The organism is Leisingera sp. ANG-Vp, assembly GCF_000813725.1.
Lineage (GTDB): Bacteria > Pseudomonadota > Alphaproteobacteria > Rhodobacterales > Rhodobacteraceae > Leisingera.
Genome location: NZ_JWLD01000057.1, coordinates 1 through 21,995, shown reverse-complemented (window position 1 = coordinate 21,995; position 21,995 = coordinate 1). Strand labels below are relative to the sequence as shown.

Annotated in this window: 20 protein-coding genes and 1 tRNA gene; 10 read left to right on the top strand and 11 right to left on the bottom strand. The window is 63.0% G+C overall.

Annotated features, from left to right (window positions below):
* Nucleotides 1–171: 171 nt before the first annotated feature.
* The 3 genes from RA20_RS18065 to RA20_RS18055 all read right to left on the bottom strand — a co-directional run bounded on the left by RA20_RS18065 (nucleotide 172) and on the right by RA20_RS18055 (nucleotide 3,891).
* Nucleotides 172–258 (bottom strand) — tRNA-Leu (locus RA20_RS18065).
* A 170-nt stretch (nucleotides 259–428) separates the two neighbouring features.
* Nucleotides 429–2,057, bottom strand: coding sequence for a caspase family protein (locus tag RA20_RS24765; protein WP_052249059.1), 1,629 nt, complete (start codon nucleotides 2,055–2,057; stop codon nucleotides 429–431).
* Nucleotides 2,058–2,277: 220 nt separating this feature from the next.
* Nucleotides 2,278–3,891: a peptidoglycan-binding domain-containing protein gene (locus RA20_RS18055; protein ID WP_039131959.1), complete on the bottom strand. Its 1,614-nt coding sequence runs from the start codon at nucleotides 3,889–3,891 to the stop codon at nucleotides 2,278–2,280.
* Between the two features lie 123 nt (nucleotides 3,892–4,014).
* Between RA20_RS18055 and lipB the strand changes: the two genes are divergently transcribed.
* Nucleotides 4,015–4,671 (top strand): lipoyl(octanoyl) transferase LipB, encoded by a 657-nt coding sequence (gene lipB, locus RA20_RS18050; protein ID WP_275041466.1) that lies wholly within the window; start codon nucleotides 4,015–4,017, stop codon nucleotides 4,669–4,671.
* A 1-nt stretch (nucleotide 4,672) separates the two neighbouring features.
* On the opposite strand, the gene RA20_RS18045 is transcribed toward lipB, so the two are convergent.
* Both RA20_RS18045 and RA20_RS18040 read right to left on the bottom strand, forming a co-directional pair.
* Nucleotides 4,673–6,361: an alpha/beta fold hydrolase gene (locus tag RA20_RS18045; RefSeq protein ID WP_039131953.1), complete on the bottom strand. Its 1,689-nt coding sequence runs from the start codon at nucleotides 6,359–6,361 to the stop codon at nucleotides 4,673–4,675.
* A gap of 365 nt (nucleotides 6,362–6,726) precedes the next feature.
* Nucleotides 6,727–7,152 (bottom strand): HIT family protein, encoded by a 426-nt coding sequence (locus RA20_RS18040; RefSeq protein ID WP_039131944.1) that lies wholly within the window; start codon nucleotides 7,150–7,152, stop codon nucleotides 6,727–6,729.
* 235 nt (nucleotides 7,153–7,387) lie between these two features.
* Between RA20_RS18040 and ctaD the strand changes: the two genes are divergently transcribed.
* Complete coding sequence (ctaD, locus tag RA20_RS18035; protein WP_039131941.1) at nucleotides 7,388–9,061, top strand: cytochrome c oxidase subunit I; 1,674 nt, start codon at nucleotides 7,388–7,390, stop codon at nucleotides 9,059–9,061.
* A 153-nt stretch (nucleotides 9,062–9,214) separates the two neighbouring features.
* Entirely contained in the window at nucleotides 9,215–9,709 is a 495-nt protein-coding gene (locus tag RA20_RS18030) for a DUF2244 domain-containing protein (protein ID WP_039131938.1), read from the top strand.
* 101 nt (nucleotides 9,710–9,810) lie between these two features.
* On the opposite strand, the gene RA20_RS18025 is transcribed toward RA20_RS18030, so the two are convergent.
* A complete protein-coding gene (locus RA20_RS18025; RefSeq protein ID WP_039131937.1) occupies nucleotides 9,811–10,284 on the bottom strand; it encodes a GatB/YqeY domain-containing protein in 474 nt (157 codons plus the stop codon).
* Between the two features lie 182 nt (nucleotides 10,285–10,466).
* Between RA20_RS18025 and carA the strand changes: the two genes are divergently transcribed.
* Nucleotides 10,467–11,627 (top strand): glutamine-hydrolyzing carbamoyl-phosphate synthase small subunit, encoded by a 1,161-nt coding sequence (carA, locus tag RA20_RS18020; RefSeq protein ID WP_039131932.1) that lies wholly within the window; start codon nucleotides 10,467–10,469, stop codon nucleotides 11,625–11,627.
* A 202-nt stretch (nucleotides 11,628–11,829) separates the two neighbouring features.
* The gene (locus RA20_RS18015; protein ID WP_446720157.1) at nucleotides 11,830–13,656 is read left to right on the top strand and encodes a glycosyltransferase; all 1,827 of its coding nucleotides are present in this window, start codon (nucleotides 11,830–11,832) and stop codon (nucleotides 13,654–13,656) included.
* Here the strand turns inward: RA20_RS18015 and RA20_RS18010 are convergent.
* Complete coding sequence (locus tag RA20_RS18010) at nucleotides 13,616–14,254, bottom strand: GntR family transcriptional regulator (RefSeq protein WP_039131931.1); 639 nt, start codon at nucleotides 14,252–14,254, stop codon at nucleotides 13,616–13,618. The genes RA20_RS18015 and RA20_RS18010 overlap by 41 nt on opposite strands.
* Before the next feature lie 142 nt (nucleotides 14,255–14,396).
* Between RA20_RS18010 and RA20_RS18005 the strand changes: the two genes are divergently transcribed.
* From RA20_RS18005 to RA20_RS17990, 4 genes are all read left to right on the top strand, one after another.
* A complete protein-coding gene (locus tag RA20_RS18005; RefSeq protein ID WP_039131962.1) occupies nucleotides 14,397–15,041 on the top strand; it encodes a pyrimidine 5'-nucleotidase in 645 nt (214 codons plus the stop codon).
* Between the two features lie 162 nt (nucleotides 15,042–15,203).
* Nucleotides 15,204–15,452: a hypothetical protein gene (locus RA20_RS18000; RefSeq protein WP_039131926.1), complete on the top strand. Its 249-nt coding sequence runs from the start codon at nucleotides 15,204–15,206 to the stop codon at nucleotides 15,450–15,452.
* Nucleotides 15,453–15,531: 79 nt separating this feature from the next.
* A complete protein-coding gene (locus RA20_RS17995) occupies nucleotides 15,532–16,728 on the top strand; it encodes a UbiH/UbiF family hydroxylase (protein ID WP_039131920.1) in 1,197 nt (398 codons plus the stop codon).
* On the top strand, nucleotides 16,729–17,433 hold the full coding sequence (locus RA20_RS17990; RefSeq protein WP_039131918.1) for a M50 family metallopeptidase: 705 nt from the start codon (nucleotides 16,729–16,731) through the stop codon (nucleotides 17,431–17,433). It abuts the gene before it with no gap.
* On the opposite strand, the gene RA20_RS17985 is transcribed toward RA20_RS17990, so the two are convergent.
* The 4 genes from RA20_RS17985 to RA20_RS17970 all read right to left on the bottom strand — a co-directional run bounded on the left by RA20_RS17985 (nucleotide 17,430) and on the right by RA20_RS17970 (nucleotide 20,470).
* Nucleotides 17,430–18,554: an aminotransferase class V-fold PLP-dependent enzyme gene (locus tag RA20_RS17985; RefSeq protein WP_039131916.1), complete on the bottom strand. Its 1,125-nt coding sequence runs from the start codon at nucleotides 18,552–18,554 to the stop codon at nucleotides 17,430–17,432. The two genes, RA20_RS17990 and RA20_RS17985, sit on opposite strands and share 4 nt — an antisense overlap.
* 216 nt (nucleotides 18,555–18,770) lie before the next feature.
* Complete coding sequence (locus tag RA20_RS17980) at nucleotides 18,771–19,523, bottom strand: hypothetical protein (protein WP_039131914.1); 753 nt, start codon at nucleotides 19,521–19,523, stop codon at nucleotides 18,771–18,773.
* Nucleotides 19,524–19,559: 36 nt separating this feature from the next.
* Nucleotides 19,560–20,018 (bottom strand): Lrp/AsnC family transcriptional regulator, encoded by a 459-nt coding sequence (locus RA20_RS17975; protein ID WP_039131909.1) that lies wholly within the window; start codon nucleotides 20,016–20,018, stop codon nucleotides 19,560–19,562.
* Complete coding sequence (locus RA20_RS17970) at nucleotides 20,015–20,470, bottom strand: Lrp/AsnC family transcriptional regulator (RefSeq protein ID WP_039131906.1); 456 nt, start codon at nucleotides 20,468–20,470, stop codon at nucleotides 20,015–20,017. The genes RA20_RS17975 and RA20_RS17970 overlap by 4 nt, the downstream gene beginning before the upstream one ends.
* Before the next feature lie 132 nt (nucleotides 20,471–20,602).
* On the opposite strand from RA20_RS17970, the gene ilvC reads away from it, so the two are divergent.
* Nucleotides 20,603–21,625, top strand: a complete 1,023-nt coding sequence (ilvC, locus tag RA20_RS17965) for a ketol-acid reductoisomerase (protein ID WP_019298383.1) — start codon at nucleotides 20,603–20,605, stop codon at nucleotides 21,623–21,625.
* Nucleotides 21,626–21,995 lie beyond the last annotated feature (370 nt).

Sequence of the window (21,995 nt, the reverse complement as noted above, 5' to 3'; positions counted from 1 at the left end):
AGTCAGATCAGGCTCCCCAGAACCGCTTGCGACCACCTACGAGGCTATCAACGTATTTGAGCTTCATAACAACCACCATGCCGAATGTCCCCAATGTGTCCCGATTTGTGTCTCAGGACAGAGGCGAAGTGACTGATGTGCTTGAAAAACATGGCTTTCAAGGGCCAGTGATGGTGCGGTCGAGAAGACTCGAACTTCCACTCCGGTTAAGGAACAGCGACCTCAACGCTGCGCGTCTACCAATTCCGCCACGACCGCACTGTCTTAGGCTTGGTGTAGGGGCATATAGACCAGCCCGGATGTGATGTGAAGCCGAAAATCGCCTTTTTTGAACAGAATGTTTGCAGCCTTGGCACAGTCCGCCTAAGCGCTGGAAAACAGCCGGATAATCCGGCTGCTTCCCTATGCGTGCTCTGCAATAGGGCGGCTCAGTTGCCTTGAGCTGCGATCTGGCGGCGCAGGACCATGTCGCCCGACATCTGGTCATAATAGGCCGGGAACTGATCGTGGTTCACCGAGGCCGCCAGGTCCTGCACATCGCGGCGCACCTGCTTGGCCAGCTGGTGCAGGGTCATGCCCGGCTCCTGCAGCCGTGACAGCAGCGCCCGGGTGAAAACCGAGTTCGGATTGGCGTCCACATCCGACAACCGGTCCAGCGCCGTCTGGCCGGCACCAGCGGAATAGAGGATGAAAGCACCTTCCGGCGGCTCCATCCGCACCAGGCCGCGGGTGCCGCCGACCGAGCGCTGGCCGTCCTGCGGGAAGGGATTGTTGCGGCAGGCGTCCAGGATCATGATTGTCGAGCGCGCGCCCTTGCGCTGGAAGGTGTCCAGCACCCGCGCTGCCGGAATGCTCTCGCCGGTCAGGTAGCTCTCGTCGCCGAAGTTCACCATCGGCACATCCGAAGGCAGCAAGTAATTGCGCCCGTCAACCTCCACCCCGTGTCCGGCAAAGTAGAACAGCACCTCATCGCCCGGCTTGATCTGGTTGGCAAAAGTTGAAACCGCGCCGTTGATGTCGCGGCGGCTGGCGTCATAAAGCGTGGTCACTTCGAAACCCAGCCCCGCCAAAGTGTTGCTGACGGCCTGCGCATCATTGCGGGCCTTTTGCAGCGCTGCGAGGTTCTGGTAGCCGTCTACGCCGATCACCAGCGCCCGGCGGCTGATCAGCGGCGCAGCGGCGTCATTCTGCTGCAGCAGCACTGGCGTGGCGGCTGCTGCCGTGCCGTTTTGCAGGATGACCGCCCCGTTTTGCATTTGCCCCTGCCCCTGCACCGACGCCATCACCTGGCCTTGCGGAACGAATTGCCCTTGCTGCGGCACCTGAACCTGCTGCCCGTACTGGCCTTGCGGCAGATACTGCCCTTGCTGGCCCTGCTGCACATACTGCCCCTGCTGGCCTTGATACTGCGGCTGCTGCGGAATGCCATAGGTCTGGGTGGTCGCGGCGAAGCCCAGCTGCTGCTGGCCATACTGAGGCTGCTGAGCGCCTTGCCCGTATTGCTGCGGCACGCCGTAGGTGCCCGCATTGGCTCCGGCCATGGTTGTATTGGGCAATGGATACTGCGGCTGCTGCGGCTGAGGCGCCAGCCGCTCGGCCAGGTAGATCTTCAAAAGCCCCCGCGGCCCGTCGGGATGCGCCATCGCCTGCTGGGTGGCCAGATAGCCGCTGGCCTGGGCCCGCTGGAAAGAACCGATCAGCAGATCCCGTTCAAAATCATTGAGCTGCCCGGTCACCGGATACCCCAGATAGGCCTGATAGCCGGAAATCGCCTGGCGCGATTTCCGGCCCAGCTGGCCATCCACCGTTCCTGCCGGGAATCCGAAGTAATTCAGCGACTGCTGGATCTGGCGGCCTTCCTGGGTGGAAGGCAGCCGGGAGCGCCGGGTCGACTTGTTTCCAGAGCGGCGCTGCTGGTTCTTGCCGATGGCCCCGCCGATAATCCCGCCGATGATGGCACCAGCCGCGAAGTCGCCTGCATCCGCCGCAACGCGGGACGCCGGCGTCAGCGCCACAGACAGACTGATGGCGAATGTGGAAAGCAGCTTGAACCGCATATGAACCCCCTAAAATGCACTTCGTGATTGCATTGAGTGTAGCCAGGAAAACATCCCGTCAAATACCGGAATTCAGCACTAAAACGTAAAAAATCAGCCAAAGCTGCCAGCTTGCATCACAATTTTAACTACTTCTCCGGTGCTGCGGGCGAGGCCGGACAAAAGCATGGCCGGCAATACCGCCGGCCATGCTGCTGCGTTCGAAAGGAAAAGGTTAGCCTTACTCGGACCCGAAGGAAGGCAGCGAGAAGCCGCCGCCGGAAGCCTGAACCGGCTGCACCCGGCCGCCCGCCAGCCTGGCTGAGGCTGCTTTGATCAGATCCGCCCGCCCGGGCTGGCCGGGGGCAAAGACAGGCTGCGTGCCGCTGTCCAGAGATGCCACAGCCATGCCGTACCAATCCTGTGCCTTGTCAGCCGTGACCGGCACCCCGTACCCCAGCGCCAGATGGTGGCCGATCAGCTCTGCGTAGGGACGCTTGCCGGTTCCGGTCAGGATCAGCGCGGCCCCCAGCGCCACATCCATGTCGTCGCGGCGGTAGCCGGAGAACAGGCAGATCCCGGCCGTATTCGAAAGCTGCTCAAGCGACATGCCGGACTGCAGCACGAATTTCTGCACGTCGCCCATCACCTCACCGCTGCCCGCGGTGCCGAGTTTGGCCAGGAACGGCTGCACGGCCGGTCCGAAAGCATCGCACTGGCTGTCGATCTGCGCCTGAGACACCCCCTGCACCTTGCTGGCGCGGGTTTCACCCGAGTTGATCGCATACGAGCGGGCCAGGCAGAACTGCTCGCCCAGCGCCAGCTCCGGGTCGGTCAGGTTCTCGACAGTCATGTAGCCGCCATTGGAGCTGGTCAGCAGGCTCAGCTTGCTGCAGTAGCTGGTGAGCGAGGCATTCTGCTCGGGCTGGTCGAACAGGGTGATGCCGCCGAGCCCGGCGCTCTCCTGTCCGGCAAAGGCCATAACCGTGCTGCGGTTCTGCTGAGACGCCTGCACCGGCGCCTCAGAGCCGGTGTCCACCATCCGGCAGGTGCCCTGATGGCAGGCAAAGCTGGCAGGCGTCACGCCGCGGGCCAGAAAGTCATTGCGCTGATACCCCTGCGGGGTGGACGCAAAGACCATCACCGAGCAATTCGATGCCCCGCACCAGAACGAGCTGCCGGAGACGGAAGTATCCAGCACATAATCGTTGCGGCCGTCGCCGTTCAGATCTGCCAGCTGCATGAATCCGGTGCGCTGCAGCAGCTGCTCGCCAGTAGGTTCAGAGCTTGCAGCAATTTCGTCCACTGCGTGGCTGACCTCAGGCGGCAGCCCGCCATAACCGCCGCCGCTGTAACCGCCGCCCGCTGTTCTGACGCCTGCCGCCTCATCCCGCCAGGTATGCAGCACGCCGCGCACGCCGTTCGGCCCTTGCATCGCCTTGATAACCTGCGGGCCTCCGACTTGCGCCCGGTTGTAGGAACTGACCAGGAAGTTGCGCTCATAAGGCGCCAGATGGCCGGTGGCCGGATAACCCATGTGGATCTGATACTGGGTAATGGCTGCGCGCGAACGCCGGCCCAGCACCCCGTCCGGCGATCCGGCGTTGAACCCGAAGTAATTCAGCGCCACCTGGGTCTCGCGGTTTTCAGCGCGGGTGGCGGAATAAACCGGCGCCCTGCGGTACGTAGTGCCCGCGCGCTGGCGCTGCTTGTTCCTGTGGACTTCGTTGACAATGACACCGCCGATCACGGCGCCTGCAATGGCTGCTCCCAGTTCATCCGCAATGGCTGGACCAGTGGCCGAGGTGGCCAGAAATACGGCCGTGAAGGCCGGTTTGAGCGGCTTCGTAAACATGATACTCGCCCCCTATGGATACTCGCTACGGAATCAGGATACTCCACAGGCAGCGCTGGCACCTAGGGAATTTGCGGTGATTTTCCCCGCAAAGCTCCCGCAAAAGGATGGAAAAGGACAACAATGGCCATGGTTGAGTGGATCACATCGGACGGTCTTGTTGAGTATGATCAAGCGGTTGCCTTCATGGAGGAGCGCGCCGCAGCGATTGCGGCAGGCACTGCGCAAGAGTGCATCTGGCTCTGCGAACATCCGCCGCTTTATACGGCTGGCACCTCTGCCAAGCGCGAGGATCTGACCGACCCGGAGCGTTTTCCTGTCTACGAGAGCAAGCGCGGCGGCCAGTACACCTACCACGGTCCGGGCCAGCGGGTGGTCTATGTGATGCTGAACGTGGGCCGGCGCGGCCATGACGTGCGCCGCTTTGTGCAGCAGCTGGAAACCTGGGTGATCGCAGCGCTGGATGAATTCAACGTGCAGGGCCATATCCGCGATGGCCGCGTGGGCGTCTGGGTCGAGCGCCCGGAAAAAGCGCGCACTGTTTCGGGCGGCCTTGCCGAAGACAAGATTGCCGCCATCGGCATCCGCCTGCGCAAATGGGTTAGCTTTCACGGCATCTCGATCAACGTCGAGCCGGATTTGGAGCACTTCAACGGCATTGTCCCTTGCGGCATCACCGAATACGGCGTCACCAGCCTGGTCGACCTGGGGCTGCCCGTTACCATGGCGGATGTCGATGTGGCGCTGAAACGCACCTTTGATCAGGTGTTTGAGGGCTGACTCAGCGCTGCGCGGCGGCAGTGGTGTCCTGCAGCGTGGTCAGCACCAGCTCCGGAAAGGTGTAAAACAGCAGCGCACCCGCCTCCTGGCTGACACAGAGCTGGGCATTGCCGATGCCCTTCAGCGCCTCGCGGATCGACGGCAAGGGGGCTACCCGGTCTTCGCCGCCGTGCACAAACACCGCCCGCGTGTCCCGTGCCAGAGTAATTTTCTGCACTCCCTGCCGCATCATCTGCACATCAGCCACAAAGCCAGCCCCGCCCTGCTGCAGAAACAGCCCCTGACTGTGCTTTAACAGCGGCAGCAGGTCCATGGCGCTCAGCCTTTCGCGCTCCCGGCTGCCACGGGCGGATTGAATCTTCAGCAGCTTCTCATGGCCGTACCAATGCAAGGCGGCAGACCAGCCCTTCATCAGCGCAGGCAGCATCCATCTGGCGCGGGCAGCACAGAATGCAACCAGCCAGGCATAGCCTGTAAGGCTGGAAAACTGCCGGGGCGAATTAATCGTGTAGTTCGACGCCACCGCCACCAGCCCCGACACCCGGCTGTGCAACCGGTTGGCCGCCAGGCTGCCGTAGGGCGCACCGCCGCGGTGGCTGAGCAGCACCGGCCGCTGCAGGTTCTCGCGGGCAATGAGCGCGTCAAGCTGCCGGACGAAAACATCCGCGGGGTCCTGGCCGCGTTGCAGCGGTGAGGAGCCCCCGTAACCTGCCCGCATCGGCGCATAAACCCGGAAACCCAGCGTCCTGAGCTGCGGCTGCAGGCGCTGCAGCGGCGCAATTCCGTCCAGCAGCCCGTGCAGGTAAATTACCGGCTGCCCGGTATCTCCGCCAAGCCGGAAGTACTGGACCCTGTTGCCGTTCGCGTCCTGGAACTCATCCGCAGGCGGCAGCATCTCGCCGCGGGAGATTTTCAGGTCCCGGGTCCGCTCCTCTATCAAAAAAGCCGCCAGCCGGATTAGTTCGGCGATGCCTGGCGCCCCGGCGCGGGCGGCAATCGGCCCGAGCGCTGCTGCCGTGCCTCGGCCGGTTCCAGTGAGCAGAGCCTCAAGCGGCTTCAGATCCGCCGCCTGCAGCCCGAAGGCCGCAGCCAGCGGCGCAGCTGCGTCACAGTTCCATTCCACATCAAGGCGCTCGGCCATCACCACTGCCGCCGCGCCATCGGCCCCGTCCAGCCAGACCGGACGGCACAGGAATCTCTCTCCCGGTCGGCCGGTTTCAAGAACCAGGACATCCTGTCCCGACACCGCCCCTTGCCGCGCCTGTTCCAGAAAATTGTGCCAGGACCCGGCAGCAGCGGCCGTCAGTCCCATCGCCGCCGGCAGATCGGCGCTGCCGCTCAACTGCCGTGCCGCACGCTGCGACGCATTAAACAGCCCGCCGCCCGGCCCGGCTCCGGCCAATAGCCAGAAGCGGCAGCAGTTACCGGAATAGCTGCCGGGATGCGGCTGCCCTTGCCGCTGCCATTCCTGCTCGTGGATTTCCGCCGCGCGGGCAAAATGCGCCTGCAGCACCGGAGCAGCCCGGACCCGTTCCAGCCGCCAGCGGCTGTCCACGGCCTCCGTTAAACCCTGCCCCTCCTGCAGCACGGAGGAAAACCGGTCGAACTGCTCCGGCCGGATCATCGTCTCGTAAATTGCGGCGACGACCTGATCCTGAGACAAGGCCTGCGCACGGCACAAGAGCGTCACCCCTGCCCCTCCACTATTGCATTTCCACACCGGTAAGACAGCGCGCCTTGCAAGCATACGGACAGGTCCGGGCGCTTCGGCCCGGCGGTTTCAGGCAGCCAGCCTGTAAACAGAAAATACCCGGCTGATGCCACTCTCAGCCGAGCTGGCATACGATGCCGGACCACCCCAATTCTTGGGACCCCATACGCTTGGGCGCGTGCGCCCTCTCCGAACTACAACCAATTTGGGAACCAGCTAGTCTCAAATTCAACTGGAATTCAACATTTAATTCAAATGCGCAAAATCACAGTGAAAACGCCATCAAAACTGCGGCGTTTCCAATTGTTCTGCCGTGCCGCCTGCGCCGCGGCCGGACGCAGCGCTCAGTCTGCTGCCAGCGCGGCGCGGATCTGTTCCGCCTGCTCCTTGATCAGCGCCTGATCGCCCATCTGCCCAGGCGGGCGCAGACGGTCGCCTTCGCGGCGCGGCAGCACGTGCATGTGCAAGTGAAACACTTCCTGCCCTCCGGCCGCCTCGTTGAACTGCTGCACCGTGACCCCGTCAGCGCCCAGGCCTTTGATCACTGCATGCGACAGTTTCTGCACCGTCTGCATCACCGCCGCCAGCTGCGCCGGGCTGGCATCCAGCAGATTGCGGCAGGGGGTCTTGGGAATCACCAGCAAATGGCCGTCGGCGCGCGGCATGATATCCATAAAGGCCAGTGTCTCATCATCTTCATAGACACGGGCCGAGGGGATCTCGCCGCGCAGCAGCTTGGCAAAGATATTGTCGGGATCATAAGCGGGCATGCGCCAAACCTCCTGTTTTGGTGTTGCTCCGGTTGTGCGCCCGGCCTGCGGCCAGGTCAAGCACCCGCCGCCCGCACACCGGCAATGGCATTCAAGCCCCTGCGGCAATAATTCTTGATCGAGATCAAACTCCGCCATTGAAGGCCCCGTCAGGCCGCTCTAATACTCCCAGAGAATCCAGGCCGCCCGGAGTCCGTCTCCGGGGGCCTTTCGTTATGCAGCAGGAGGCACCTAAATGGCAGACGCAGCCATTCATGGTCACGGCCACGAGGACGAGCGCTCATTCTTCCAGCGCTGGTTCATGAGCACGAACCACAAGGATATCGGCATTCTTTACCTGATCGTTTCGGCGATCGCAGGTCTCATCTCCGTTATCTTCACCGTTTACATGCGGCTGGAGCTGATGGATCCGGGCGTTCAGTACATGTGCGGCGAAGGCGCGCGTTTCTTTGCAGACGCATCGCAGCCCTGTACTCCGAACGGCCACCTCTGGAACGTGATGATCACAGCGCACGGCATCCTGATGATGTTCTTCGTGGTGATTCCGGCGCTGTTCGGCGGTTTCGGCAACTACTTCATGCCGCTGCAGATCGGTGCACCGGACATGGCGTTCCCGCGGATGAACAACCTGTCGTTCTGGATGTATGTCGCAGGCACCTCGCTGGCAGTTCTCTCGGTTGTCTCCCCGGGCGGCAACGGCCAGCTGGGCTCCGGCGTGGGCTGGGTTCTGTACCCGCCGCTGTCGGTGAAAGAGGGCGGCTACTCGATGGACCTGGCAATCTTTGCCGTGCACGTCTCGGGCGCCTCCTCGATCCTGGGCGCGATCAACATGATCACCACCTTCCTGAACATGCGCGCGCCGGGCATGACCCTGTTCAAAGTGCCGCTGTTCTCCTGGTCGATCTTCGTCACCTCCTGGCTGATCCTGCTGAGCTTGCCGGTTCTGGCCGGCGCCATCACCATGCTGCTGATGGACCGCAACTTCGGCTTCACCTTCTTTGATGCAGCCGGCGGCGGCGACCCGATCCTGTACCAGCACATCCTGTGGTTCTTCGGCCACCCGGAAGTGTACATCGTGATCCTGCCGGGCTTCGGCATCATCAGCCACGTCATCGCCACCTTCGCGCGCAAGCCGGTCTTCGGCTACCTGCCGATGGTCTGGGCGATCATCGCGATTGGTGTTCTGGGCTTCGTCGTCTGGGCGCACCACATGTACACCGTCGGCATGTCGCTGAACCAGCAGGCCTACTTCATGCTGGCCACCATGGTGATCGCGGTGCCCACCGGTGTTAAGGTGTTCTCCTGGATCGCCACCATGTGGGGCGGCTCCATCGAGTTCAAAGCTCCGATGATGTTTGCCTTCGGCTTCCTGTTCCTGTTCACCGTCGGCGGTGTGACCGGTGTGGTGCTGTCGCAGGCCTCTGTGGACCGTGCCTATCACGACACCTACTACGTTGTGGCGCACTTCCACTACGTGATGTCGCTGGGTGCCGTCTTTGCGATCTTTGCAGGCATCTACTTCTACTTCGGCAAGATGACCGGCCGTCAGTACAACGAGCTGGGCGCCCAGATCCACTTCTGGCTGTTCTTCATCGGCGCCAACCTGACCTTCTTCCCGCAGCACTTCCTGGGCCGCCAGGGCATGCCGCGCCGGTACATCGACTACCCGGAAGGTTTCGCCTACTGGAACAAGATCTCCTCTTACGGCGCGTTCATCTCCTTCGCTTCGTTCCTGCTGTTCTTCGGCGTGGTGATCTACTCGCTGCTGCGCGGCGCCCGCGTCACCCAGAACAACTACTGGAACGAATACGCGGACACCCTGGAGTGGACCCTGCCCTCTCCGCCGCCGGAGCATACCTTCGAAATCCTGCCCAAGCAGGAAGAATGGGACCGCTCGCATTCGCACTAAGCGGCTGAGATCCTGAAATCACCGAAAGGCCCCGGGCAGATGTCCCGGGGCCTTTTTCATTGCCTCTTGCCGCGATAGTAAACCGCAGTGGAAATCTGCCGTCTCCGGCACATCATTTAAGTAAGTTACCGAAACCGCTGCAGGCTGCATGTCATGCCCTACAATTGGACCCGGCCGCGAAAAGGCGCCGAACGCGAGCTGCACCTCTGGCCGCATCAGTCACTGCGGCCCCGGGGCTATGTGCGCTTTCTGGGGCTGACCGCGGCGCTGATCTGCGTGCCGCTGGTACCGCTTCTGGGCTCCTTCCTCTTGTGGGGACTGCTGCCGTTCCTGCTGCTGACCCTGTTCGGGATGAAATACGCGCTCGACCGCAGCCGCCGCGACCACCAGATCCTTGAGGTTCTGACCATCGGCCCCGAAAATGCCCGGCTTGAGCGGATCAACCCGGACGGCCGCCGCCAGAGCTGGCATTGCAACCGCTACTGGACCCGGGTCGAAATGCACGATCACGACGGACCAGTGCCGCACTATGTCACCCTGCAGGGCGGCGGCCGCGAAGTGGAGATCGGCGCGTTCCTTTCGGAAGACGAACGGGTGGCTTTATACGGCGACCTCAAGACCGCCCTCTCCAGCGGCCCGGCCCGCTAAAAAAGAAGGCCCGGAAACCCGGGCCCTTTTTTTCTTTCTGGTCTGAAATACCCCCGCCGGAGGCAGCGCGCCAGCGCGGTACAAAACCCGCCGGCCGTGGATCAGCAGTCGCCCTTGCTGCAGAGCTGATCCTTCACCATCGGACCGGCTTTGCCGAAGTCCATCTGACCGGTGTATTTCGCCTTCAAAGCGCCCATCACCTTGCCCATATCGCGAATCGATTCGGCGCCTGTCTCGGAGACGGCAGCCTTGATCGCCTCGGCCACTTCCCCGTCGCTCAGCTGCTGCGGAAGGAACTCTTCGATGATGGAGATCTCGCCCAATTCCTGTTCCGCCAGATCCAGCCGCCCGCCTTCCTCATAGGCGCGGGCGCTTTCATTGCGCTGCTTGGTCATCTTGCCAAGGATGGCAAGGATTTCAGCGTCCCCGATGCTGCTTTCCTCGCCATCGGCGCGGGCCGCGATCTCGCGGTCCTTGATCGCCGCGTTGATCAGCCGCAGGGTGGCCAGCCGGTCGGCGGCCTTGTCTTTCATCGCTTGCTTCAGGGCCTGATTGACCCGGGTGCGCGTATCCATGTGCAAAAGCATCCTCGTGGTTGCCGGACACCGATGGTTATCCAAAATGCGGCACCTGCGCAAGTTTACAGTAATTTTCCGGGTTCTGCCCCGGCGGCGCCCCGCCGCCGCCTTGCAGGCTTGACCCGCATGGGCGCTCCCCTTACAAGCCCATGAATTTATCCCGCATGGAGACTCGCGCAATGGCCGCTTCCGCCCCGACCAAGCCCACAGCCTGCCTGGCGCTCGCCGATGGCACCGTCTTTTACGGCACCGGTTTCGGCGCCACCGGCGATACCGTGGCCGAGCTCTGCTTCAACACCGCGATGACCGGCTACCAGGAGATCATGACCGACCCCTCCTACGCCGGCCAGATCGTCACCTTCACCTTCCCCCATATCGGCAACACCGGCGTCACCCCTGAGGATGACGAGACCGGCGACCCGGTCGCGGCCGGCATGGTGGTGAAATGGGATCCGACCCTGGCCTCCAACTGGCGCGCCACCGAAGAGCTGAAGGATTGGCTCACCCGCACCGGCCGCATCGCCATCGGCGGCGTCGACACCCGCCGCCTGACCCGCGCCATCCGCCAGCAGGGCGCGCCGCATGTGGCCCTGGCACACGATCCCGAGGGCAACTTCGACGTCGAGGCACTGGTCGCCAAGGCGCGCGAGTGGTCCGGCCTGGTCGGCCTGGATCTCGCCAAGGACGTGACCTGCGCCCAAAGCTACCGCTGGGATGAGATGCGCTGGGCCTGGCCGGACGGCTATTCCCGGCAGGAAGCCCCCAAGCACAAAGTTGTCGCTCTCGATTACGGCGCCAAGCGCAACATCCTGCGCTGCCTGGCCTCGGCCGGCTGCGACGTGACCGTGCTGCCCGCCACCGCAACTGCAGAAGAAGTCCTGGCGCACAACCCCGACGGCGTGTTCCTGTCCAATGGCCCCGGCGACCCGGCCGCCACCGGCGAATACGCGGTGCCGATGATCCAGGAAGTGCTGAAAGCCGACCTGCCGGTCTTTGGCATCTGCCTTGGCCACCAGATGCTGGCACTGGCACTGGGCGCCAATACCGTCAAGATGAACCACGGCCACCACGGCGCCAACCACCCGGTCAAGGAACACGCCACCGGCAAGGTTGAGATCACCTCGATGAACCACGGTTTTGCGGTCGACGCACAAACCCTGCCGGAAGGGGTCGAGGAATCGCACGTGTCGCTGTTTGACGGCTCCAACTGCGGCATCCGCATCGCGGGCAAACCCGTGTTCTCGGTGCAGCACCACCCCGAGGCCAGCCCCGGCCCGCAGGACAGCTTCTACCTGTTCGAACGCTTCGCCGACGCCATGGCCGAACGTAAATCTGCATAAAAAATCTGTTAACCATGCCGCCTGGCGGCATGGTTAATGCCGTGTTTACCAATTCTTAAGCCACCGCCGCCAGCCTGTGAGCCTCACTGCTCAACCTGGCGGGACGGTTATGCATCCTGCAATTCAGAAACTGCACGGCTCCCGGCATCTGCCGCCCCAGGGCCGGGCTTCACAATTGCCGCCAGCCATAGATGGCGGCAGCATGATGAAGGCACTGGTGCTGCGCCAGCATCAGAAGGCGGCACTGGGACGGGTGCTGGTGGCCGAAGGGCTTGCCAGCGAAGACCAGATCCAGGAAACGCTGGCACAGCAGTACCGGATGCCGCGCGCCGACCTGACCGGTCAGGTGGCCAATCCCCGTCTCCTGGCCCGCAAGCCGGCCCAGTTCTGGCTGCGCCATTGCGCGCTGCCCTGGATGCAGCTGGGCCAGACCGTTACCATTGCCATTGCCCATCCAGACCGCTTCGCAGACTTGCAAAGCGAACTGCAGGGCAGTTTCGGCTCAATCACTCCGGTGCTGGCCTCCGAGGCGCAGATCACTGCGCAGCTCACTGCCCATTTCAGCCCCGTCCTGGTGCGCCAGGCCAGCTGCAGCGTGGTGCCGCGGCTCAGCTGCCGCGGCCTGCAGCCCGCCAGGGGCCAGGCCTTGCTGGCTGCCTGCGCCCTGCCCGCGCTCTATCTGTGCTGGAAGGCACCGGCCCAGGTTTTTACCGCGCTCAGCCTGCTGGCGCTGCTATCGGTATTGCTGTTCACCGCACTAAAGCTCTGCGGCCTGGCCGCCTATTGGACCGCACAGGCCCGCCGTTCCGGCACTGCTCTGCCGCCGGCCCGCCAGCCAGCGCAGGCAAAACCTCCGGTCATCTCGGTGCTGGTGCCGCTCTACAAGGAAGCCGAGATCAGCCGCGCCCTGCTGGCCCGCATCCGCAAGCTCAGCTATCCGCGCGCCCTGACCGATGTGATCCTGGTGCTCGAAGAACATGACAGCGTCACCCGCGCAGCCCTTGCTGCCACCCGGCTGCCGCCCTGGATCCGGGTGGTGGAAGTGCCCGCCTTCGGCGGGCTGACCACCAAGCCGCGGGCCATGAACTATGCGCTCAACTTCTGCCGCGGCGATCTTATCGGGGTCTGGGATGCCGAGGACGCGCCCCAGGCGGACCAGCTGGACCAGGTGGCGCGGGCCTTTGCCCGGGCAAGCCCTGATACAGCCTGTTTCCAGGGGGTGCTCGACTATTACAACCCGCGCACCAATTGGATCTCGCGCTGTTTCACGCTGGAGTATGGCAGCTGGTTCCGGATTGTGCTGAACGGCATTGCCCGCCTGGGCCTGGTTGTGCCGCTGGGCGGCACCACCATGTTCATCCGCCGCCAGGTGCTGGAGGAGCTGGGCGGCTGGGACGCCCATAACGTGACCGAGGACGCCGATCTAGGCGTCCGGCTCTACCGCGCCGGCTACCGCACCGAAATGCTGCCCAGCACCACATACGAGGAGGCCAACTGCCGCCCCTGGCCCTGGGTCAAGCAGCGCTCGCGCTGGCTCAAAGGCTTCATGGTCACCTACCTGGTGCACATGCGCCAGCCGCTGCGGCTGCTGGGAGAACTGGGATGGAAGCGCTTCCTGGGCTTTCAGGCCTTTTTCCTGGGCACGGTCGGGCAGTTCCTGTTTGCCCCCGTGCTGTGGTCGTTCTGGCTGATCGCCCTTGGCATGCCGCATCCCAGTGCAGGCACCGCGCCGCCGCAGCTGCTGATGCTGGCGGCGGCGGCCCTGGTTTTCTTTGAAGGGCTCGGCATGATCCTCAGCGTAACAGCGGCCTTCGCCATGGGCCGCCCCAGGCTCGCGGCCTGGGCGCCCGCGATGATCCTATATTTTCCGATGGGTGCGCTAGCGGTGGCCAAGGCCGCCTATGAGCTGCTCGCCCGCCCGTTCTTCTGGGACAAGACAGCGCATGGCGTCAAACCGGCCGCAGGGCACCGCCGCAAGCTGCTGCGCTTTAGCCGCGTCCGCTGGCGTCCTCTTTCAGGCGGGTCATGAAAGCCACCGAAATATGCTCCTTCAGCGCCGCCCCCGCAGCATCCTCGTCGCGGCGGCTGATCGCATCGACGATGCCTTTGTGCTCGGACTGAGCGATTTCGCTGCGCCCTTCGGCCGCCAGCGACGTGGTGGCCATCAGCGCCATGGTCCGGTGCACCAGGTCCAGCTGCTGCACCAGGTAGCGGTTGTGAGAGGCCAGATGGATCTGCTCGTGAAAGCGGCGGTTGGCCTTGGACAGCTCCGTCGGATTATCGACCAGCGCATCATCCGCCTCGACCATATCCTTCAGCACCTTGACCTCTTCCTCGGTGGCATGGCGCGCTGCCAGCCGTGCTGCCAGCCCCTCCAGCTCCCGCCGCACAACGTACAGCTCGGCCATCTGGTTGTGGTCCAGCGACGCCACGATCAGCGACCGCCCGTCCCGCTCCAGAAGCGATTGCGTCTCCAGCCGCTGCAGCGCCTCGCGGATCGGTGTGCGCGACACGCCAAAGCGCTCCGCCAGATCGCTTTCCACCAGCCGGTCGCCGGGCTTGTAAACGCCAACGTCAATCGCTTCGAGGATCAGCGCATAGGCATCTTTCTGGTTGCTGCGGCTCATGGTCTTTCCTGTCTTGCTGGATCAGACCATCTCTACAGCGCGCGCCGCCGCATTCAACCCTGATGGCGCCAACGTGCTGAAAACCCGCAGCCAAAATGCGCTTTTGATTGCGAATCCGCCGCCTGCGCCCTACTGCGGACACATGCCCAAGCAATCCTTCTCCCATGTCACCCAATGGGTGTTCGACCTCGACAACACGCTGTACCACCCGTCGGCGCGGCTGTTCGACCAGATAGAGGTCAAGATGACGGCCTACGTGATGGACGCCCTGGGGGTGGAAAAGGCCGAAGCCGACCGCCTGCGCGGCCATTACTGGCGCGAGCACGGCACCACCCTCGCAGGGCTGATGCGAGAGCATGATCTGGATCCCGATCCCTATCTGGTCGCGGTGCACGACATCTCGATGGACCACCTGGAAAAGGATGCGCCCCTGGCCGATGCTATCCGCAACCTGCCGGGCAAGAAGATCGTCTACACCAACGGCTCCGCGCCTTATGCCGAGCGGGTGCTGGCCGCCCGCGGGCTGTCCGGCCTGTTTGACGGCGTCTTTGGCGTCGAAAACGCGGACTACCACCCCAAGCCGGAGCGCCGCGCCTTTGACAAGGTGTTTGCCCTGGCCGGTGTGGTGCCAAGCCAGGCGGCGATGTTCGAGGACGACCCCCGCAACCTGGCCGCGCCCCATGAAATGGGCATGCGCACCGTGCATGTGGCCCCCGAGCCTGTGGCCGCGGAGCACATCCACCATCACTCCGATGATCTGGCCGGTTTCCTGGCAAAGCTGATCTGATCAACCCGCCCTCCCGGGCCGCATTCCGATGCCGATTGCCGCATTCCGGATTGTGCACAAAGGCATGCCGGCATTTCTTCGCACCTGCGGCGAAATGCACCTGTTTGCTGCATCTTTTCCTCCCTATATGCGCCGCGGAAACCGACGAATTGGAGCCTCGACATGGCCGCATATGCCCTCCCCGCACAGCTGACGATCTGGCAGCGCATTCTCTTTGCCATCCCCGTCCTGGGCCGGATCATGAAAGAGGTCGCCTATGGGCCGGAAGAGAACCTCTATTACGCGCTGGCAACCCTGGTCAGTGCCTGGGGCTGTTCGATCCTGCTGTTCGGCATTCCGGGCCTTTACATCCCGGCGCTCTGCCTGGTTCCAGTGATGTTCATCCTGCTGCTGACCATCACCCGCGGCTAAAGGCCGTATCTGCCGGTATCCGCTTGTCTTCCCCCCGCTCGCGGGCCTATCTCTGGGCCAAGAGACGGAGGGCTGAGATATGGCCGAAACCTGCGACATCCTGATTTCCGGCGGCGGCATTGCGGGACTGACCGCAGCCGCCGCTTTTGCGTCCCAAGGCTTCAGCGTGATCTGCGCTGACCCGGCCCCGCCGGTGACCGAGCGCGACGCCGAAGGCTCCGACCTGCGCACAACCGCGTTCCTCCAGCCCGCACAGGCCCTGCTGGAGCGCTGCGGCATCTGGGCCCGGCTGGCGGATCACGCCGCCCCCTTGCAAATCATGCGCATTGTCGATGCAGGCGGCCTTCGCCCCGAGCCGCGGGTGGTCAAGGATTTCAACGCTGCCGATATCTCGGACCAGCCCTTTGGCTGGAACCTGCCCAACTGGCTTTTGCGGCGCGAGATGATTGCCCGGCTGGCAGAGCTGCCCAACGTCGACCTGCGCTTTGGCACCGGCACCGCCGGCCTGTTCACCCGCACCGATGAAGCACGTGTTCGCTTGAGCGACGGCAGCCAGGTCACGGCGAAACTGGTGGTCGCCTGCGACGGCCGCAACTCGCCAATGCGCGAAGCTGCGGGCATCCCGGTCAAAACCACCCGCTACGGCCAAAAGGCGCTGGCCTTTGCCGTCACCCATCCGGTGCCGCATGAAAACGTCTCAACCGAGATCCACCGCTCCGGGGGCCCTTTCACACTCGTGCCGCTGCCGGACTACCGAGGCCAGCCGTCCTCGGCGATTGTCTGGATGGAGCGCGGCCCCAAGGCGCAGGAGCTGCTGAACCTTGCACCTGAGGCCTTTGAGGCCGCCATGACCCGGCGCAGCTGCGGACTGTTCGGCGATCTGAAACTGGCCTCGCGCCGCACCATCTGGCCGATCATCAGCCAGTCCGCCCAGCGCCTGAATGGCGAACGCCTGGCGCTGATGGCCGAAGCCGCCCATGTGGTGCCACCGATCGGCGCGCAAGGTTTGAATATGTCGCTGGGCGATCTGCGCAGCCTGCTGGAGCTGGCCGAGGCCCGCCCCGAAGCCTTAGGCGACGCGCAGATGCTGGAGGCCTACCACAAAGCGCGCCACAACGAGATCATGCTGCGCGTCAAAGGCATCGACCTGCTGAACCGCACCTCCATGCTGGCCCCGCGTCCGTTGCGCGACCTGCGCGCCTTTGGCCTCAATGCGCTCTATTCGCTGGCACCTGTGCGCAAGACGCTGATGCAGATGGGGCTTGGTGTGAAATAAATGCAGGCTGCCGGACGCTTCCTGAAAGGCCACTGGCAGCTCTTTTGCCTGACACTGGCCATTGCCGCCCTCTGGCAAACCCAGGCGCTTCTGCCCCTGCGTATCCTGACCGTATTCCTGCATGAGCTGTCCCACGCGGCGATGACGCTGCTGACCGGCGGCGAGGTTGTCAGCCTCACCATCAACCCGCATGAAGGCGGCATGGTGGTGTCCCGCGGCGGCAGCCGCTTCCTGACGCTCTCTGCCGGCTATACCGGATCGCTTCTGATCGGTGCGGCCCTGTTCGTGATTGCCCTGCGCACTGACTGGGACCGCAAGGTGCTGGCCTTCTTTGGTGCCGTCACCCTGGGCGTTGCGGCTTTTTACATCCGCGACCTCTTTGCGCTTGGCTTCACCTTCGCCACCGGCGCCCTGATGCTCGCGGCATCGCGCTATCTCAGCCTCAATATCAACGACATGATCCTGCGGGTGATCGGCATCAGCAGCATGATCTACGCACCGCTCGACATCTGGGACGATACCATCGCACGCTCTCACCTGCGCTCGGACGCGCGGATGATGGCTGAGGAATTCGGCGGCGCAACCATGCTGTGGGGCGGGATTTGGCTGGCAATCAGCCTCGGGGTGATCTGGCTCACCCTGCGCCACGGGCTGGGCCGCACTAGCAATATCCCCTTGCGCAGCCCAATCCGGATTTTGCGTTAAAGCACCTGGTCCGCGACGGATTTCAGCCGCGCGATGGTGGCGTCCACGTCATAGAGCTTGTCCAAGCCAAAGAGGCCCAGACGGAAAGTGCGGAAGTCCGCAGGCTCGTCGCACTGCAGCGGCACGCCCGCCGCGATCTGGGTGCCCAGCGCCAGGAACTTCTTGCCGTTCTGCACGTCCGGATCAGAGGTATAGCTCACTACCACGCCCGGCGCGCCAAAGCCGTCCGCAGCCACGGAGGTGATGCCCTTTTCCTTCAGCATCGCGCGCACGCCGTTGCCCAGCGCCCATTGCGCATCGCGCAGCTTATCGAAGCCGTATTCCTTGGTCTCCAGCATGGTGTCGCGGAACGCCTTCAGCGCATCGGTCGGCATTGTGGCGTGATACGCATGGCCGCCGTCCTCATAGGCCTTCATAATGGTGCGCCACTGTTTCAGGTTGATGGCAAAGCTGTCCGAGGTGGTCTCTTCCAGACGCGCCAGCGCCTTCTCCGAGAACATCACCAGACCGGCCGAGGGCGACGCGCTCCAGCCCTTTTGCGGGGCGGAGATCAGCACATCGACACCGGTGGCCTTCATATCGATCCAGGCGCAGCCCGAGGCGATGCAGTCCAGCACCATCAGCGCACCCACTTCATGCGCAGCTGCCGCCATCGCGGTCACATAGTCGTCAGGCAGGATCACACCGGCTGCAGTTTCCACATGCGGGGCAAAGACGATATCGGGCTTCTGCTCCTTGATCGCGGCAACCACGTCGGCAATCGGCGCAGGCTCAAACGGCGAGGCGCTTTCATTGCCGGTGCGGCGTGCCTTCATCACGGTCGAGGACGCGGTGAATCCGCCGGCCTCGAAAATCTGGCTCCAGCGGTAGGAGAACCAGCCGTTGCGCACCACCAGCGCATTGGCGCCGCGGGCAAACTGGCGTGCCACCGCCTCCATCGCATAAGTGCCGCCGCCAGGCACCAGCGCCACGGCCTCGGCGTTATAGACCTCTTTCAGCATCCCGTTGATGTCCAGCATCACCTGCTGGAATGTCTTGGACATGTGGTTCAGCGAGCGGTCGGTGAAAACCACCGAAAATTCATCCAGACCCTGCGGGTCGACGGTCTCGAGCAGTGCCATCTTGGCCTCCCTTACATTCCTCATCATACGGCTAGCCGGTGCCGCGCGGCTTGGCAAAGCCTACCGTGGCATACATCCGGCAGCCGTCCTCCGAAGGGCGATACTGGCGAAGGCACGGATAAAAGACAGCCCATGGGCGACAGAAAGCAGGTGAATTTGCGCCAAGCCCGTTTCGCATCGGAAACAAACGTCAGCTCAATGGCCGGGGCCGGAGCGTCAGGTCCAGCTTGCTTCCCCTTCGATTACCGCTGCAACAGCCAGTGCCTTTTCTGCGAGTTCAGGCGGCGTCTGATCCTTAGAGGCCAGGTCTGCAATTTTTTGGTATAGTTCATAGGACCGGTAGAATGCATACACCTCTGGCTCCTGGCTTCGCTCCCAAAAACTGCCGACCCAAACGCCGGGTGCAGGAAATTGGCACCAGTCTTTCCAGAACCGTTCCGCCAAATCCCCTGACGGGCAGTTCAAGACCTGCTCGAACAATCCGGCGAGCGGCCAGTCCGCGATTCCAAGCATGCAGAGCACATCATCCAAGCATTCCGGATAAGACAGGACAGCCCTGCGCAAGAACAGCCGCTGGAACCTGTCCAGAACCTGCCACTCTTCATCACGCCAGTTACCTTCCACACCGGTGGGAAACCGGTTCAAGCTTACTTCAATGCCAACACCCGCCAGCGTCTCCCCTGACGCCAGCACTTCCAGAATACGAGGCAGCAGGTAACGCCAGGTATGCTGATTGAACTCATCTCCAATGGCCGCAAAGTACCAATCCTGCAGGTAATGGAGAGGCATCTCTGCGATTTCAGGTTCAAAGAAATGCTCCCGTATTCTTTGATCCATGCAGCAATCACAGACACCGGGATCAGAGGGCTTTTCACAGGCAAAGACGTGATAGGCTTCTGCAATCACTTCCGCCAACTCATGATCATGCGGCAGCTTGCCTTTAAGCGGTTTCGCTTGCTTGCATTTCACTTCCGAACTCCAATGCCCGTTCTCACTATCAAAAACTCACCCCAAAGGCCCCGGCCGCCGCTCCTCGCTCAAGAGCACATTCGCCTCGACATTCCCCACCCCCGGCAGGGTCATCACCCTTCGCCGCAGCACACGTTCAAAGTCGGAAATGTCCCGCGCCGTCACCCGCAGGCGGTAGTCATACATGCCCAGAACATGCTCCACCGTCTGCACCTCGGGGATAGCAGAGACGGCTCGTTCAAAATCCTCCAGCGAGACCCGCCCCTTGGTGGCCAGTTTCACCCCCAGAAAGACGGTCACGCCAAAGCCCAGCTTCTCCTTATCGAGCTCCAGCCTGCGGCCCGCGATGATACCCGCCTCCTGCAGCCGTTTGATCCGCCGCCAGGTGGCGGGCTGGCTCAGCCCCAGCTGCCGCCCCAGCGCGCCTGCCGACAAAGTCGCATCCTCCGAGAGCGCCCGCAGGATGGTAAAATCCAGATCATCCAGCCCGCTCATACCGGCAGCACCTCATCCGACTTGATCCGCGCCACATGCATCAGCGCCTCGATATCGGTGATATGCGGAAGGTTCAGAATGGCGGCGCGGTAGATCTGCTGGTAATGCGGCATGTCGCGCGCGATCACCGAGAGCCGCACATCAACCTGGCCCAGAAAGGTCTGGATCTCGATCACCTCGGCAATGGTGCGGGCAGCTTCGATGAACTCATCAAAGGCGCGCGGGTTGGTTTTGTCCAGCGTCACCCGCAGCGACACCTCAACCTCATAGCCCAGGGCCCGCCAGTCGATCACCGCCCGCTGGCCCAGGATCACGCCGCTCTCGCGCAGCTTCTCCAGCCGCCGCGACAGGCGCGAGGCGCTGAGGCCCAGGCGTTCAGCCAGATCCGGAATCGATTGCTCCGGGTCGCTTTGCAAATAGCGCAGAATGCGCCGGTCGAGATCATCAAGCATGATTTCTTCACGAATTGGCATTTACACGAATAGAATACAGCTAATTCACGCCACTTCATAGCTAATAAGCTATCGCCTTCCTGCCCCGCCTCCCTATGATGCCCTCAAACACCATACGAAAGGACGTGGATCATGCGCGTTTATTACGACCGCGATTGCGATGTGAACCTGATCAAGGACAAGAAAGTGGCCATCCTGGGCTATGGCTCCCAGGGCCACGCCCACGCGCTGAACCTGCGCGACTCCGGCGCCAAGAACCTTGTCGTTGCCCTGCGCGAAGGCTCCCCCTCGGCGAAGAAAGCCGAAGGCGAAGGCCTGCAGGTCATGGGCATCGCAGAAGCAGCAGCCTGGTGCGACGTGATCATGTTCACCATGCCCGACGAACTGCAGGCTGAGACCTACAAGAAATACGTCCACGACAACATCCGTCCGGGCGCAGCCATCGCATTCGCCCACGGCCTGAACGTGCACTTCGGCCTGATCGAGCCGAAAGAAGGCGTCGACGTCATCATGATGGCGCCGAAGGGCCCGGGCCACACCGTGCGCGGCGAATACACCAAAGGCGGCGGCGTGCCCTGCCTGGTCGCGGTTCACACCGACGCCACCGGCAAAGCGCTGGAAACCGGCCTGTCCTACTGCTCCGCCATCGGCGGCGGCCGCTCCGGCATCATCGAAACCAACTTCCGCGAAGAATGCGAAACCGACCTGTTCGGCGAGCAGGCGGTTCTCTGCGGCGGCCTGGTTGAGCTGATCCGCTGCGGTTTCGAAACCCTGGTCGAAGCCGGCTACGCCCCGGAAATGGCCTATTTCGAATGCCTGCACGAAGTGAAGCTGATCGTTGACCTGATCTATGAAGGCGGCATCGCCAACATGGACTACTCGATCTCCAACACTGCCGAGTACGGCCAGTACGTCACCGGCCCGCGCATCCTGAAGTACGACGAAACCAAAGCCCGCATGAAAGCGGTTCTGGAAGACATCCAGCAGGGCAAATTCGTGCGCGACTTCATGCTGGAGAACCAGGTTGGCCAGCCGACCCTGAAAGCCTCCCGCCGCGCCAACGACGAGCACCTGATCGAAGAGACCGGCGCCAAGCTGCGCGGCATGATGCCGTGGATCTCGGCAGGCAAGATGGTCGACAAAGAGAAGAACTAAGGCGCCCGCGGAGTTTTCCGCAGCCTTTTCCTCTGCAGGGCGCTCCATCCCGGGGCGCCCTTTTTCTTCTGAAAGTCATTTTACCGCCCTGCAGCCCGGCCGATAGGCCGTGCCGCGCCCGACCCTCCCGCCAAGCCGAAGGCTTGCCTCCGGCAAAACGGGGAGGGCGCTTCGCACCCGCCCAGGGTCAGGCGCCGCCCTCCCCGATTGACAGCACCAGCGCAGCTCTTCAGCACACTGAATTTGCTGCCAGTTTTGAGGTATTGTGATGAGCGACTCCCCCGGCGCCGCCAATTGGGCCAAGCTTCTGTTCCTCGGTGTGATCTGGGGCGCCTCCTTTATGGCGGTGTCGCTGGCGCTGCGGGGCTTT